The organism is Streptomyces sp. Y7 (assembly GCF_043195415.1).
In the GTDB taxonomy this organism is placed as follows: domain Bacteria; phylum Actinomycetota; class Actinomycetes; order Streptomycetales; family Streptomycetaceae; genus Streptomyces.
Genome location: NZ_JBIDDQ010000013.1, coordinates 32,047 through 46,655 on the forward strand (window position 1 = coordinate 32,047; position 14,609 = coordinate 46,655).

Sequence of the window (14,609 nt, forward strand, 5' to 3'; positions counted from 1 at the left end):
GTAGGCTTTCCGCCCGTGACCGCAACTCTCATCTGGATCCTCGTCGCCCTCGTGGCGATCGGCCTCTACCTGAGCTGGACCGCGGGCCGCCTCGACCGGCTGCACGCCCGGATCGACGCGGCACGGGCCGCCCTCGACGCACAACTGCTGCGCCGCGCCTCGGTGGCCCAGGAACTGGCCACCTCCGGCGTGCTCGATCCGGCCGCGTCGATCGTCCTCTACGAGGCCGCGCACGCCGCCCGGCAGACCGAGGAGGAGCAGCGGGAGGTCGCCGAGAGCGAGCTCAGCCAGGCGCTGCGGGCCGTGTTCGCCGAACCCCAGCAGGTGGAGGTCGTCCGGGAGGCGCCGGGCGGCGAGGAAGCCGCCCGTGAACTGACCGAGGCGGTGCGCCGGGTACCGATGGCCCGGCGGTTCCACAACGACGCCGTACGGGCGGCCAGGGCGCTGCGCCGGCACCGCAAGGTGCGCTGGTTCCGGCTGGCCGGGCACGCGCCGTTCCCGCTGGCGTTCGAGATGGACGACGAGCCGCCCACGGCACTCGTCGAGCGGGCCGCCTGACCGGCCCTTACGCCGTCAGGGCCGGGAAAACGATCCACCGCCTTGTCATTGGCCCTTGCTGTGGCCTGGTCCGCTCCCGTTTCCTCGATGCTTGCAGTAACCCTTCTTCACCGTGTGAGGTCACCCGTGTCCAACTCCGAAAACCAGGCCCCCGAGATCGGCACCGCCCGTGTGAAGCGCGGCATGGCCGAGCAGCTCAAGGGCGGCGTGATCATGGACGTCGTCACGCCGGAGCAGGCGAAGATCGCCGAGGACGCGGGCGCCGTCGCCGTCATGGCCCTGGAGCGGGTCCCCGCCGACATCCGCAAGGACGGCGGCGTGGCCCGGATGTCCGACCCCGACATGATCGAGGGCATCATCGAGGCCGTCTCGATCCCGGTCATGGCCAAGTCCCGCATCGGCCACTTCGTCGAGGCCCAGGTCCTGCAGTCCCTCGGCGTCGACTACATCGACGAGTCCGAGGTCCTCACCCCGGCCGACGAGGTCAACCACAGCGACAAGTTCGCCTTCACGACCCCGTTCGTCTGTGGCGCCACCAACCTGGGCGAGGCCCTGCGCCGGATCGCCGAGGGCGCGGCCATGATCCGCTCCAAGGGCGAGGCCGGCACCGGCAACGTCGTCGAGGCCGTCCGTCACCTGCGCCAGATCAAGAACGAGATCGCCCGGCTGCGCGGCTTCGACAACCACGAGCTGTACGCCGCCGCCAAGGAGCTGCGCGCCCCGTACGAGCTCGTCAAGGAGGTCGCCGAGCTCGGCAAGCTCCCGGTCGTGCTGTTCTCCGCCGGCGGTGTCGCCACCCCGGCCGACGCCGCGCTGATGCGCCAGCTCGGCGCCGAGGGCGTCTTCGTCGGCTCCGGCATCTTCAAGTCCGGCGACCCGGCCAAGCGCGCCGCCGCCATCGTGAAGGCCACCACCTTCTACGACGACCCGAAGATCATCGCGGACGCGTCCCGCAACCTCGGCGAGGCCATGGTCGGCATCAACTGCGACACCCTCCCCGAGGCCGAGCGCTACGCCAACCGCGGCTGGTAAGCACAGGTAACCCACCCATGAACACTCCTGTCATTGGCGTCCTGGCTCTCCAGGGCGACGTACGGGAGCACCTCATCGCCCTGGCCGCGGTCGACGCCGTGGCCAGGCCGGTGCGGCGCCCCGAGGAACTCGCCGAGATCGACGGCCTCGTCATCCCCGGCGGCGAGTCCACCACCATCTCCAAGCTGGCCGTCCTGTTCGGCGTGATGGAGCCGCTGCGCGCACGCGTGCGTGACGGCCTGCCCGTCTACGGCACCTGCGCCGGCATGATCATGCTCGCGAACAAGATCCTCGATCCGCGGTCGGGTCAGGAGACGATCGGCGGCATCGACATGATCGTGCGCCGCAACGCCTTCGGCCGCCAGAACGAGTCCTTCGAGGCGGCACTCGACGTGAAGGGCGTCGCGGGCGATCCTGTGGAGGGCGTCTTCATCCGCGCCCCCTGGGTCGAGTCCGTCGGCGCCGAGGCCGAGGTCCTCGCCGAGCACGACGGCCACATCGTCGCGGTCCGTCAGGGCAACGCGCTGGCCACGTCGTTCCACCCGGAACTGACCGGAGACCACCGCGTGCACGGTCTGTTCGCCGACATGGTGCGCGCGAACCGGACAGCGGAGTCCTTGTAGGATCTCTGGCGTTCGTTCATAGATGGGTTACGCGAAGGAGACAGGCAGATGTCCGGCCACTCTAAATGGGCCACGACGAAGCACAAGAAGGCCGTGATCGACGCCAAGCGCGGCAAGCTCTTCGCGAAGCTGATCAAGAACATCGAGGTCGCGGCGCGCATGGGCGGCGTCGACATCGAGGGCAATCCGACTCTCTACGACGCCATCCAGAAGGCGAAGAAGCAGTCGGTCCCGAACAAGAACATCGACTCCGCGGTCAAGCGCGGTGGCGGTCTCGAGGCCGGTGGCGCGGACTACGAGACGATCATGTACGAGGGCTACGGTCCCAACGGTGTCGCGGTGCTCATCGAGTGCCTCACCGACAACCGCAACCGCGCCGCCTCCGACGTCCGCGTCGCCATGACCCGCAACGGCGGCAGCATGGCCGACCCGGGCTCGGTGTCGTACATGTTCAGCCGCAAGGGCGTCGTCATCGTCCCCAAGGGCGAGCTGAGCGAGGACGACGTCCTGGGTGCGGTCCTGGACGCCGGCGCCGAGGAGGTCAACGACCTCGGTGAGTCCTTCGAGGTCATCAGCGAGGCCACCGACCTGGTCGCGGTGCGCACCGCCCTGCAGGAGGCCGGCATCGACTACGACTCCGCGGACTCCAGCTTCGTGCCGTCCGTCCAGGTCGAGCTGGACGAGGAAGGCGCCAAGAAGATCTTCAAGCTGATCGACGCGCTCGAGGACAGCGACGACGTGCAGAACGTCTTCGCCAACTTCGACGTCAGCGACGAGATCATGGAGAAGGTCGACGCGTAACGCTGTCGCGAGCTGAGCGGTTTCGAGCGGGCCGGTGGGACACATCCCACCGGCCCGCCGCTCTTGTCAGTGGCAGCGGATAGCCTGGCGAGAGTCAAAGATCGCCGTCCACGGGCCGCAACCAGCGATTGAGGTCCGACGGCGCTCAGCCAGGTCGGCGAGCGGCGGCGGTTCGGCCGCACGGAGGGGAGGGGCACGGGGTGCGCGTACTGGGGGTGGACCCGGGGCTGACGCGATGCGGTGTCGGCGTGGTCGAAGGCGTCGCCGGACGCCCGCTCACCATGCTCGGCGTCGGTGTCGTACGGACGCCCGCGGACGCCGAGTTGGGTCACCGCCTCGTCGCCGTCGAACAGGGCATCGAGATGTGGCTGGACGAGCACCAACCCGAATGCGTCGCCGTGGAGCGGGTGTTCAGCCAGCACAACGTCCGGACGGTCATGGGCACCGCCCAGGCCAGCGCCGTCGCCATGCTCTGCGCCGCCCGCCGCGGCATCCCCGTCGCCCTGCACACCCCCAGCGAGGTCAAGGCCGCCGTCACCGGCTCCGGCCGCGCCGACAAGGCACAGGTCGGCGCCATGGTCACCCGCCTGCTGCGGCTCAGCGCCCCGCCCAAGCCGGCCGACGCCGCCGACGCCCTCGCACTCGCCATCTGCCACATCTGGCGCGCCCCCGCGCAGAACCGGCTCCAGCAGGCAGTCGCCCTGCACACCGCCAAGGCTCCCTCGAAAGGCCGTCCCGCATGATCGCGTCTCTCAGCGGCCCGGTCGCCGCACTCGCCCCCGACTCCGCGGTGGTGGAGGTGGGCGGGATCGGCATCGCCGTCCAGTGCACCCCGAACACCCTCTCGGGCCTGCGGATGGGCCAGCAGACCAAGCTGGCCACGTCCCTCGTGGTCCGCGAGGACTCGCTCACCCTGTACGGCTTCGCCGACGACGACGAGCGTCAGACCTTCGAGCTGCTCCAGACCGCGAGCGGCGTCGGCCCGCGCCTGGCCCAGGCCATGCTGGCCGTGCACTCGCCCGACGCCCTGCGCAGAGCGGTGGCCACCGCCGACGAGAAGTCGCTCACCGCCGTGCCCGGCATCGGCAAGAAGGGCGCCCAGAAGCTGCTGCTGGAGCTGAAGGACCGCCTCGGCGAGCCCATCGGCGCGCCCGCCGTCGGCGCCCCGGTCAGCCAGGGCTGGCGCGACCAGCTGCACGCGGCACTGATCGGCCTGGGCTACGCGACCCGCGAGGCCGACGAGGCGGTCGCCGCGGTGACGCCGCAGGCCGAGGCCGCCGAGGGCACCCCGCAGGTGGGACAGCTGCTGAAGGCCGCTTTGCAGACCCTGAACAGAGCCCGCTGACCCGGCGGCGCCCCGCAGCGGATCGAAACCGCCGCTGCCCGGGACGCCCCGACCCTCGTACGCCCCATCCGGCCGCGACCCCGAGACACACTCCGTGCCGTGTCTTGCGGGGGCCGACCCCCGGACCCCCGGCCGCCCCTATCGTCCGGCGCTTTCATCGCTAGGAGAACCGCAGTGAACTGGGACGACACCACCGACACCCCCGCCGCCGAGCGGCTCGTCGGTTCGTCCGCCGACGGTGAGGACCAGGCCGTCGAGGCCGCGCTGCGCCCGAAGGACCTGGGCGAGTTCATCGGCCAGGAGAAGGTCCGCGAACAGCTGGACCTGGTGCTGCGCGCCGCACGCGCGCGGGGCGCCACCGCCGACCATGTGCTGCTCTCCGGCGCCCCCGGCCTGGGCAAGACCACCCTCTCGATGATCATCGCGGCCGAGATGGGCGCCCCCATCCGCATCACCAGCGGCCCCGCGATCCAGCACGCCGGCGACCTCGCCGCGATCCTCTCCTCCCTGCAGGAGGGCGAGGTCCTCTTCCTCGACGAGATCCACCGCATGTCCCGGCCCGCCGAGGAGATGCTGTACATGGCGATGGAGGACTTCCGCGTCGACGTGATCGTCGGCAAGGGGCCCGGCGCCACCGCCATCCCGCTGGAGCTGCCCCCGTTCACCCTGGTCGGCGCCACCACCCGGGCCGGTCTGCTGCCGCCGCCACTGCGCGACCGCTTCGGCTTCACCGCGCACATGGAGTTCTACGAGCCCGCCGAGCTGGAGCGCGTCATCCACCGCTCGGCGAACCTCCTCGACGTCGAGATCGAGGCCGACGGCGCCGCCGAGATCGCCGGCCGCTCCCGCGGCACGCCCCGTATCGCCAACCGCCTGCTGCGCCGGGTACGCGACTACGCCCAGGTCAAGGCCGACGGGATCATCACCCGGGACATCGCCGGGGCGGCCCTCGCCGTGTACGAGGTCGACGCCCGCGGCCTGGACCGGCTGGACCGCGGAGTCCTGGAGGCCCTGCTCAAGCTGTTCGGCGGCGGCCCGGTCGGCCTGTCCACGCTCGCTGTCGCGGTGGGGGAGGAGCGTGAGACCGTGGAAGAGGTCGCCGAACCCTTCCTCGTACGGGAGGGCCTGCTCGCCCGGACCCCGCGCGGACGCGTCGCGACGCCTGCCGCGTGGGCGCACCTCGGCCTGACCCCGCCGCGCTCGTCAGCTGCGGGAAACGGACAACAGGACCTCTTCGGGGCGTGACGGGGCGGTGACGGCGAGCTTGGTGGCCGGAGTAGGAACCCCGGTGCCATGCTGAGCGTTGTTCCATGCGCGGAGACTCGCTTAGACTCCGCCGATGCCGCCTTTGTCGGCGGCAGAAAATCCCCCAACCATCAGGCCGCTCAAGATCGCGGTCGTGTGAAGGAAGTTCCGACCCGTGAGTCTCGTGACCCTCCTCCCGTTCATCGTGCTCATCGGGGCCATGTTCCTGATGACCCGGTCTGCGAAGAAGAAGCAGCAGCAGGCCGCCGACATGCGGAACCAGATGCAGCCCGGATCCGGTGTCCGCACCATCGGTGGCATGTACGGCACCGTCAAGGAGGTCAGCGACGACACCGTCCTTCTTGACGCCGGCCCGGGCGTGGAGCTTCTCTTCGCCAAGAACGCGATCGGTGCCGTCCTCTCCGACGACGAGTACAACCGCATCGTCCACGGCATCGAGCACGACCTGAAGTCCGACGTCGTCCCGGACGACGCCTCCTCCCTCACCGAGACCGACGCGACCGACGCTGCCGCCGCCTCCGACGAGAAGGCCGTCGACCTCGGTAAGAAGGACGAGAACGACGAGGCCGAGGAGCCGTCCGACGCCTCCGTCGCCGCCAAGGCCGACGACGAGCCGAAGAAGACCGACGGCGACTCCGACGCGAAGTAGCCATGTTCCGGGGCGCGCGGGCCACGCCTGCGCGCCCCCGGGCATGCCGACTTCGCACGGGATCCCGACACCATGTCATGGCCGTCCGCCCGTCGATCCGGTGTGAGGCGGCCCGAGAGGGAGTACGAGAAGGTGGCAGCACCTAAGAAGGGCCGGAGCGCGAGCGCCCAGAGCAAGCCAGGGCGCTCGCTGGCCCTCATCCTGATCGCCATCGCGGCGCTCACCGGAGGGATGTTCGCCTCGGGGCACACCACTCCGCGACTCGGTATCGACCTGGCCGGCGGCACGAGCATCACGCTTCGCGCGGTCGCCGAGCCCGGCCAGGAATCCGCGATCAACAAGACCAACATGGACACCGCGGTCGAGATCATGGAACGCCGTGTCAATGGTCTGGGTGTCTCGGAGGCCGAGGTACAGACCCAGGGCGACAAGAACATCATCGTCAACATCCCCAAGGGCACCAACTCCAAGGAAGCCCGGGACCAGGTCGGCACCACCGCCAAGCTCTACTTCCGTCCGGTGCTGCAGCGTGAGGCCGTCGGTGAGGCGGCGCCCACCCCGAGCGCCAGCCCCAGCGGGACCGGCACGCCGAGCGCGTCCGCCACCGACAAGGCCAAGGACTCCGCGACGTCCGGCTCCGGCACCCCCTCGGCCACCGCCACCTCGCAGGGCCGCGCCGTCACCGACGCGCTGAAGGCGGACTCCACGCCGTCCGCGAGCGGCAGCCCCGAAGCCTCCGGCAGCCCTTCGCCGTCCAGCACCTCCGGCACCTCCACGAGCGGGCTGGAGAAGCAGTACGCGGCGCTCAACTGCGCCGACCCGAAGCAGCGCGCCACCGCCGGCCAGGGAGCCAAGCAGGGCGAGCCCACCGTCGCCTGTGGCCAGGACGGCAAGGTGTGGAGCAAGTTCCTGCTGGGCCCGGTCGACGTCGACGGCACCGAGATCAAGAAGGCCCAGGCGACCTTCGACACCCAGGGAGCCGCGGGCTGGCAGGTCGACATGACCTTCAACTCGGCCGGTGCCAAGAAGTTCGCCAGCACCACCTCCAAGCTCGCGCAGCAGACCAGCCCGCAGAACGAGTTCGCGATCGTTCTGGACGACGAGGTGGTCTCCCACCCGTTCGTCCAGGGCGCCATCGCCGGCGGCAAGGCGCAGATCTCCGGCAGCTTCACCCAGGAGGAGGCCCAGAGCCTCTCCAACATGCTGTCGTACGGCGCCCTGCCGCTGTCCTTCGAGGAGGACAGCGTCACCACGGTGACCGCCGCGCTCGGTGGTGAGCAGCTGCACGCCGGTCTGATCGCCGGTGCGATCGGCCTCGGCCTGGTCGTGATCTACCTGCTGGTCTACTACCGCGGCCTGTCGCTGATCGCCCTGCTGTCGCTGCTGGTCTCCGCGGCCCTGACCTACACGATCATGGCCCTGCTCGGCCCGACCATCGGCTTCGCGCTGAACCTGCCGGCCGTCTGCGGAGCCATCGTCGCCATCGGCATCACGGCGGACTCGTTCATCGTGTACTTCGAACGCGTCCGCGACGAGATCCGCGAGGGCCGCTCCCTGCGCCCCGCGGTCGAGCGCGCCTGGCCGCGTGCCCGGCGCACCATCCTGGTCTCCGACTTCGTGTCGTTCCTCGCCGCCGCGGTGCTCTTCATCGTCACCGTCGGCAAGGTCCAGGGCTTCGCGTTCACGCTCGGCCTGACCACGCTGCTCGACGTGGTCGTGGTCTTCCTGTTCACCAAGCCGTTGCTGACGATCCTGGCCCGCACCAAGTTCTTCGCGAACGGTCATCCGTGGTCCGGTCTCGATCCCAAGCGACTGGGAGCCAAGCCGCCGCTGCGCCGCAACCGCCGTCCCGCCAGCCCTGTCGACCCGAAGGAGGCGTGAGATGTCGAAGCTCGGCAACCTCGGCGCCCGACTGCACCGTGGCGAGGTCGGCTACGACTTCGTCGGCAACCGCAAGATCTGGTACGGCCTCTCCATCCTGATCACCATCACGGCCATCGTCGGCCTGGCGGTGCGCGGCCTGAACATGGGCATCGAGTTCCAGGGCGGAGCCGTCTTCAACACCCCGAAGACCAGCGTCTCGGTCGCTCAGGCGCAGGAGTACGCGGAGGAGGCGTCCGGTCACGACGCCATCGTCCAGAAGCTCGGCAGCGGTGACGACGCCAAGCTGCGCATCCAGGTCTCCGGCATCGACACCAACCAGGCGGACAAGGTCTCGGCCGAGCTGGCCGAGAAGCTCGGCGTCAACGAGAACGACGTCACCGGCGAGCTGGTCGGACCCAGCTGGGGTGAGCAGATCGCCAACAAGGCCTGGCAGGGTCTCGGGATCTTCCTGGTCCTCGTGGTGATCTATCTGGCGATCGCGTTCGAGTGGCGCATGGCACTCGCCGCGTTCGTCGCGCTGATCCACGACATCACCATCACGGTCGGCATCTACGCCCTCGTGGGCTTCGAGGTCACACCGGGCACGGTGATCGGTCTGCTGACGATCCTCGGTTACTCGCTCTACGACACGGTCGTCGTCTTCGACAGCCTCAAGGAGCAGACGAAGGACATCACCAAGCAGACCCGCTGGACCTACAGCGACGTCGCCAACCGCTCGATCAACAGCACCCTGGTCCGTTCGATCAACACCACGGTGGTCGCGCTGCTGCCGGTGGCGGGCCTGCTGTTCATCGGTGGCGGCTTCCTCGGCGCCGGCATGCTCAACGACATCTCGCTGTCGCTGTTCGTCGGTCTCGCCGCGGGTGCGTACTCGTCGATCTTCATCGCCACGCCGCTCGTCGCCGACCTCAAGGAGCGCGAGCCGCAGATGAAGGCCCTGCGCAAGCGCGTGCTCGCCAAGCGGGCGCAGGCCGCCGCACAGGGCGAGGCCCCGGAGGCCCCGGTCACCGACGAGCACTACGACGACGAGCCGGAGGACGCCGCCCCCGCGGTCGTCGGCCCCCGCAACCAGCCCGCGTCCCGTGGCCGGGGCCGTGGCCGACCCTCGGGGAAGCGTCGATGACCGACATCAAGGAGCTGCTCCTCAGCCGTATCCGTGACGTCGCGGACTACCCGGAGCCGGGCGTGATGTTCAAGGACATCACCCCGCTCCTGGCGGACCCGGCGGCGTTCACGGCGCTCACCGACGCGCTCGCGGAGATCGTCGCCGACACCGGCGCCACGAAGATCGTCGGCCTGGAGGCCCGCGGCTTCATCCTCGGTGCTCCGGCCGCCGTCCGCGCGGGCGTCGGCTTCATCCCCGTACGCAAGGCGGGCAAGCTCCCCGGAGCCACCCTCAGCCAGGCGTACGACCTGGAGTACGGCTCCGCGGAGATCGAGGTCCACGCCGAGGACCTGACCACGGGAGACCGCGTCCTGGTCGTCGACGACGTCCTCGCGACCGGTGGCACCGTCGAGGCATCCCTCCAGCTCATCCGCCGGGCCGGAGCGGAGGTCGCAGGGGTGGCGATCCTCATGGAGCTCGGGTTCCTGGGCGGTCGGCAGCGACTCGAGCCTGCTCTGGCGGGCGCGCCTCTGGAGACGTTGATCACCGTCTGAGGCCGTCCCAGCGAGGTGAGGGCGGGTACTCCGGGCTTTCCCGGAGTACCCGCCCTTCTTCGTTGCGTGCATCGCATGAGCGAATCTAAATGTCATGTCTTGATCAATCGGCTCAAATGTTGCTCAAGATCCTTGAGGTCCACGGGAGGTGGTTGGAAAGATCGATATCGACCACCCGCTCGCCTGACCAGCCCACTTGTGGGTGCGAGCGGGAACCCGAAAACGGAGGATTCAAGTGTTGATCTCGCGCAAGATTGTCACGGGGGCAGTGACGCTGGTGTCTGCGGCAGCGATTACCGCAGCGGCGGCGCCCGTGAACGCGGCTCCCGCGAGCGCCGCGTCCGAGGCCGCCGGCACGCGCTGTTCGAGCTCCTGGAAGAACGCTGGTGCCGTCCCCGGCCGCTGGAGCAAGGTCAAGGACTCCACCTGCAGCATCATCGGCCATGACGGCTTCAAGATCGGCTATCAGTGGAAGGTCGAGCGGGGTACCCGGATCTGTGTCAAGGTCAAGGGCTTCAACGCGCAGCACAAGCTGAAGTGGTACGACGCCGGCTGCGCCAAGAGCGGCAGCGTCAGGGTGCCGTGGGGGAACGTCGCCGACATCAAGGAGATGAAGGTCAAGGGCGCGGCCCTCTTCAAGTGGCGCTGAACCGCGCCACTGAGGTGTGAACGACCGCACGGCCGGGCCGGGGCCCGACCGTACCGGTGGTCGCGCGCCGACTGCGTAGGGTGACCGAGGCGGGCCCGGAGGAATCCGGCGCCCGCCTCGTGTGTTTCTCGCGTAGACGGCCCTCACATCGGCCTGAAGGCGATCCTGTGGCTCAGGATCGCTACCATGGGGTCTCCGGAGCCTGACCGGGGGACCCGGATCGCGCACGAGGAGTCCTCTTGCCAGACGAGGCCCAGCACCTGACCGCCGCCAAGCCCGAGTCCGCCTCGGCACCGGCGGCCAAGCCCGCGCCGAACGCGCCACACGCGAAGAACGACTCGCGCGGGACGGTCGAGCATGCCCAGTCGGCGCCGGTCGACAAGCCGGCCGAGCCGCCTCGTCCCAAGCCCGCCTCGTCGACGCCGGCGGTGCGTCCGAACACCGGGCAGCCCGCCCGCACCGGCTCCTCCAACCGCGTGCGCGCCCGTCTCGCCCGCCTCGGCGTCCAGCGCTCCAACCCGTACAACCCGGTGCTCGAGCCGCTGCTGCGCATAGTCCGCAGCAACGACCCGAAGATCGAGACCGCCACGCTCCGCCAGATCGAGAAGGCCTACCAGGTCGCCGAACGCTGGCACCGCGGCCAGAAGCGCAAGAGCGGCGACCCCTACATCACGCACCCGCTGGCGGTCACCACAATCCTCGCCGAGCTGGGTATGGATCCGGCCACCCTGATGGCGGGCCTGCTGCACGACACCGTCGAGGACACCGAGTACGGCCTCGACCAGCTCCGCCGCGACTTCGGTGACTCCGTCGCGCTGCTCGTCGACGGCGTCACCAAGCTGGACAAGGTCAAGTTCGGCGAGGCCGCGCAGGCCGAGACCGTGCGCAAGATGGTCGTCGCCATGGCCAAGGACCCGCGCGTCCTGGTCATCAAGCTCGCCGACCGCCTGCACAACATGCGCACCATGCGTTACCTCAAGCGCGAGAAGCAGGAGAAGAAGGCGCGCGAGACGCTGGAGATCTACGCACCGCTCGCCCACCGCCTCGGCATGAACACCATCAAGTGGGAACTGGAGGACCTCGCCTTCGCGATCCTCTACCCCAAGATGTACGACGAGATCGTACGGCTGGTGGCCGAGCGGGCACCGAAGCGTGACGAGTATCTGGCCATAGTGACCGACGAGGTCCAGCAGGACCTGCGCGCCGCCCGCATCAAGGCGACCGTCACCGGCCGCCCGAAGCACTACTACAGCGTCTACCAGAAGATGATCGTCCGCGGCCGTGACTTCGCGGAGATCTACGACCTGGTGGGGATTCGTGTCCTTGTCGACACGGTCCGCGACTGCTACGCCGCCCTCGGCACCGTGCACGCGCGATGGAACCCGGTCCCCGGCCGGTTCAAGGACTACATCGCGATGCCCAAGTTCAACATGTACCAGTCGCTGCACACGACGGTCATCGGCCCCAACGGCAAGCCGGTCGAACTCCAGATCCGCACGTTCGACATGCACCGCCGCGCCGAGTACGGCATCGCCGCGCACTGGAAGTACAAGCAGGAGGCCGTCGCCGGCGCCTCCAAGATCCGCACGGACGTGCCCAAGTCCGGCAAGGGCAAGGACGACCACCTCAACGACATGGCGTGGCTGCGCCAGCTCCTGGACTGGCAGAAGGAGACCGAGGACCCGGGCGAGTTCCTGGAGTCCCTGCGCTTCGACCTGTCCCGCAACGAGGTGTTCGTCTTCACCCCGAAGGGCGACGTCATAGCGCTCCCGGCCGGGGCCACCCCGGTCGACTTCGCGTACGCCGTCCACACCGAGGTCGGCCACCGCACCATAGGAGCACGGGTCAACGGCCGGCTCGTACCGCTCGAATCCACCCTGGACAACGGCGACCTCGTCGAGGTCTTCACCTCCAAGGCAGCCGGCGCGGGCCCCTCCCGCGACTGGCTCGGCTTCGTGAAGTCCCCGCGCGCCCGCAACAAGATCCGGGCCTGGTTCTCCAAGGAGCGCCGCGACGAGGCCATCGAGCAGGGCAAGGACGCCATCGTCCGCGCGATGCGCAAGCAGAACCTGCCGATCCAGCGCATCCTGACCGGTGACTCGCTCGTCACGCTCGCCCACGAGATGCGCTACGCCGACATCTCCGCGCTGTACGCGGCGATCGGCGAGGGCCATGTCTCCGCACAGAACATCGTGCAGAAGCTGGTCCAGGCGCTCGGCGGCGAGGAAGCGGCCACGGAGGAGATCGACGAGTCGGTCCCGCCGACCCGCAGCCGCAGCCGCAAGCGCCGCTCCAGCGCCGACCCCGGCGTCATCGTCAAGGGCGTCGAGGACGTGTGGGTCAAGCTCGCGCGCTGCTGTACGCCCGTACCCGGCGACCCGATCATCGGTTTCGTCACGCGGGGTAGTGGTGTATCGGTTCACCGCAGCGACTGCGTCAACGTGGAGTCACTGTCCCGTGAGCCCGAGCGCATCCTCGAGGTCGAGTGGGCGCCGACGCAGTCCTCGGTCTTCCTGGTCGCCATCCAGGTCGAGGCCCTCGACCGCTCCCGGCTCCTCTCGGACGTCACCCGCGTCCTGTCCGACCAGCACGTCAACATCCTCTCCGCGGCCGTCCAGACCTCCCGCGACCGCGTCGCCACCTCCCGCTTCACCTTCGAGATGGGCGACCCGAAGCACCTCGGGCACGTCCTGAAGGCCGTCAGGGGAGTGGAGGGCGTGTACGACGTGTACCGCGTGACGTCGGCGCGCAGCCGGTCGTAGCGGTGCCGTAGGAGCAGACACGAGAAGGGCCCCGTACGACACGTACGGGGCCCTTCTCGTCGCAGCGGTGCCGGCGGGTGTCAGCCGCCGAACTCCTGGAGGCCCTTCAGCGCCTGGTCCAGCAGCGCCTGGCGGCCCTCCAGCTCACGCGCCAGCTTGTCGGCCTTCGCGTTGTTGCCCTGGGCGCGCGCCTGCTCGATCTGGCCCGTCAGCTTGTCCACGGCGGCCTGGAGCTGGCCGGTCAGCCCCTCGGCACGCGCGCGTGCCTCCGGGTTGGTCCGGCGCCACTCGTTCTCCTCGGCCTCCTGCAGGGCCCGCTCGACGGCGTGCATCCGGCCCTCGACCTTCGGCCGGGCGTCGCGCGGCACATGGCCGATGGCCTCCCAGCGCTCGTTGATCGAGCGGAAGGCGGCACGCGCGCCCTTCAGGTCGCCGATCGGCAGGAGCTTCTCGGCCTCGCCGGCCAGCTCCTCCTTCAGCTTCAGGTTCTCGGCCTGCTCGGCGTCCCGCTCGGCGAAGACCGAGCTGCGGGCCGCGAAGAAGATGTCCTGGGCACCGCGGAAGCGGTTCCACAGGTCGTCCTCGTGCTCGCGCTGGGCGCGGCCCGCGGCCTTCCACTCCGACATCAGCTCGCGGTAGCGCGCGGCCGTCGGACCCCAGTCCGTCGAACCGGACAGCGCCTCGGCCTCGGCGACCAGCCGCTCCTTGGTCTTGCGGGCCTCCTCGCGCTGCGCGTCCAGCTGCGCGAAGTGCGCCTTGCGCCGCTTGGAGAACGCCGAACGGGCGTGCGAGAAGCGGTGCCACAGCTCGTCGTCGGACTTGCGGTCCAGCCGCGGCAGACCCTTCCAGGTGTCCACCAGCGCCCGCAGCCGCTCACCGGCGGCCCGCCACTGGTCGGACTGCGCCAGCTCCTCGGCCTCGACGACGAGCGCCTCCTTGGCGTGGCGCGCCTCGTCCGACTGCTTGGCCCGCTGCTGCTTGCGCTCCTCACGGCGCTTGTCGACCGTCTCGACCAGCTTGTCCAGGCGGGTCCGCAGGGCGTCCAGATCACCGACCACGTGGTGAGCGTCGACCTGCTCACGGATGTGGTCGATCGCGGTCTGGGCGTCCTTCGCCGACAGGTCGGTGGTCTTCACCCGCTTCTCGAGGAGGCCGATCTCGACAACCAGGCCCTCGTACTTGCGCTCGAAATAGGCCAGCGCCTCATCAGGAGTGCCTGCCTGCCAAGAGCCGACCACCTGCTCGCCGTCGGCCGTACGCACGTACACGGTCCCCGTCTCGTCGACGCGGCCCCACGGGTCGCTGCTCACAGCGCCTCCTCCACATGATGCCTCGCGAAGGGCTCGTGTCCCCCGGGCATCGTCCACAGTTTCGTCACGGC

General features: G+C 69.6%; 14 protein-coding genes. 13 read left to right on the forward strand and 1 reads right to left on the reverse strand.

All coding sequences use genetic code 11. The features are described from left to right. Positions 1–15: 15 nt before the first annotated feature. The 13 genes from ACGFW6_RS27765 (at position 16) to ACGFW6_RS27825 (ending at position 13,228) form a co-directional block, all read left to right on the forward strand. A complete protein-coding gene (locus ACGFW6_RS27765) occupies positions 16–558 on the forward strand; it encodes a hypothetical protein (protein ID WP_393515366.1) in 543 nt (180 codons plus the stop codon). Positions 559–684: 126 nt separating this feature from the next. Next, positions 685–1,590 (forward strand): pyridoxal 5'-phosphate synthase lyase subunit PdxS, encoded by a 906-nt coding sequence (pdxS, locus tag ACGFW6_RS27770; protein WP_393515369.1) that lies wholly within the window; start codon positions 685–687, stop codon positions 1,588–1,590. A gap of 17 nt (positions 1,591–1,607) precedes the next feature. Continuing rightward, entirely contained in the window at positions 1,608–2,213 is a 606-nt protein-coding gene (pdxT, locus tag ACGFW6_RS27775; protein ID WP_393515372.1) for a pyridoxal 5'-phosphate synthase glutaminase subunit PdxT, read from the forward strand. A 48-nt stretch (positions 2,214–2,261) separates the two neighbouring features. Then, positions 2,262–3,014 carry a YebC/PmpR family DNA-binding transcriptional regulator gene (locus ACGFW6_RS27780; RefSeq protein ID WP_393515375.1) on the forward strand — a complete coding sequence of 251 codons (753 nt, stop codon included), beginning with the start codon at positions 2,262–2,264 and terminating at the stop codon, positions 3,012–3,014. A 200-nt stretch (positions 3,015–3,214) separates the two neighbouring features. Next, the gene (ruvC, locus tag ACGFW6_RS27785; protein WP_393515378.1) at positions 3,215–3,757 is read left to right on the forward strand and encodes a crossover junction endodeoxyribonuclease RuvC; all 543 of its coding nucleotides are present in this window, start codon (positions 3,215–3,217) and stop codon (positions 3,755–3,757) included. Next, positions 3,754–4,359 (forward strand): Holliday junction branch migration protein RuvA, encoded by a 606-nt coding sequence (gene ruvA / locus ACGFW6_RS27790; protein WP_393515381.1) that lies wholly within the window; start codon positions 3,754–3,756, stop codon positions 4,357–4,359. The genes ruvC and ruvA overlap by 4 nt, the downstream gene beginning before the upstream one ends. Positions 4,360–4,533: 174 nt before the next feature. Further along, complete coding sequence (gene ruvB, locus ACGFW6_RS27795) at positions 4,534–5,604, forward strand: Holliday junction branch migration DNA helicase RuvB (protein ID WP_359049621.1); 1,071 nt, start codon at positions 4,534–4,536, stop codon at positions 5,602–5,604. Between the two features lie 175 nt (positions 5,605–5,779). After that, the gene (gene yajC / locus ACGFW6_RS27800; RefSeq protein ID WP_393515385.1) at positions 5,780–6,274 is read left to right on the forward strand and encodes a preprotein translocase subunit YajC; all 495 of its coding nucleotides are present in this window, start codon (positions 5,780–5,782) and stop codon (positions 6,272–6,274) included. A 132-nt stretch (positions 6,275–6,406) separates the two neighbouring features. Next, positions 6,407–8,155, forward strand: coding sequence for a protein translocase subunit SecD (gene secD / locus ACGFW6_RS27805; protein WP_393515388.1), 1,749 nt, complete (start codon positions 6,407–6,409; stop codon positions 8,153–8,155). A 1-nt stretch (position 8,156) separates the two neighbouring features. Then, positions 8,157–9,281, forward strand: coding sequence for a protein translocase subunit SecF (gene secF / locus ACGFW6_RS27810; RefSeq protein WP_393515391.1), 1,125 nt, complete (start codon positions 8,157–8,159; stop codon positions 9,279–9,281). After that, positions 9,278–9,817, forward strand: a complete 540-nt coding sequence (locus tag ACGFW6_RS27815) for an adenine phosphoribosyltransferase (protein WP_393515394.1) — start codon at positions 9,278–9,280, stop codon at positions 9,815–9,817. Before secF ends, ACGFW6_RS27815 begins: the two co-directional genes overlap by 4 nt. A 235-nt stretch (positions 9,818–10,052) precedes the next feature. Continuing rightward, complete coding sequence (locus ACGFW6_RS27820; RefSeq protein ID WP_393515397.1) at positions 10,053–10,466, forward strand: hypothetical protein; 414 nt, start codon at positions 10,053–10,055, stop codon at positions 10,464–10,466. Positions 10,467–10,705: 239 nt separating this feature from the next. Next, positions 10,706–13,228 carry a RelA/SpoT family protein gene (locus tag ACGFW6_RS27825; protein WP_393515400.1) on the forward strand — a complete coding sequence of 841 codons (2,523 nt, stop codon included), beginning with the start codon at positions 10,706–10,708 and terminating at the stop codon, positions 13,226–13,228. Positions 13,229–13,308: 80 nt separating this feature from the next. Here the strand turns inward: ACGFW6_RS27825 and ACGFW6_RS27830 are convergent, their stop codons facing one another. Next, positions 13,309–14,538 carry a DUF349 domain-containing protein gene (locus ACGFW6_RS27830; protein WP_393515403.1) on the reverse strand — a complete coding sequence of 410 codons (1,230 nt, stop codon included), beginning with the start codon at positions 14,536–14,538 and terminating at the stop codon, positions 13,309–13,311. Between the last annotated feature and the right edge of the window lie 71 nt (positions 14,539–14,609).

Coding starts and splice junctions, on each gene's coding strand:
- secF (WP_393515391.1), top strand. CDS start 8,157: ATGTCGAAGCTCGGCAACCTCGGCGCCCGACTGCACCGTGGCGAGGTC.
- ruvA (WP_393515381.1), top strand. CDS start 3,754: ATGATCGCGTCTCTCAGCGGCCCGGTCGCCGCACTCGCCCCCGACTCC.
- ACGFW6_RS27815 (WP_393515394.1), top strand. CDS start 9,278: ATGACCGACATCAAGGAGCTGCTCCTCAGCCGTATCCGTGACGTCGCG.
- ACGFW6_RS27780 (WP_393515375.1), top strand. CDS start 2,262: ATGTCCGGCCACTCTAAATGGGCCACGACGAAGCACAAGAAGGCCGTG.
- pdxT (WP_393515372.1), top strand. CDS start 1,608: ATGAACACTCCTGTCATTGGCGTCCTGGCTCTCCAGGGCGACGTACGG.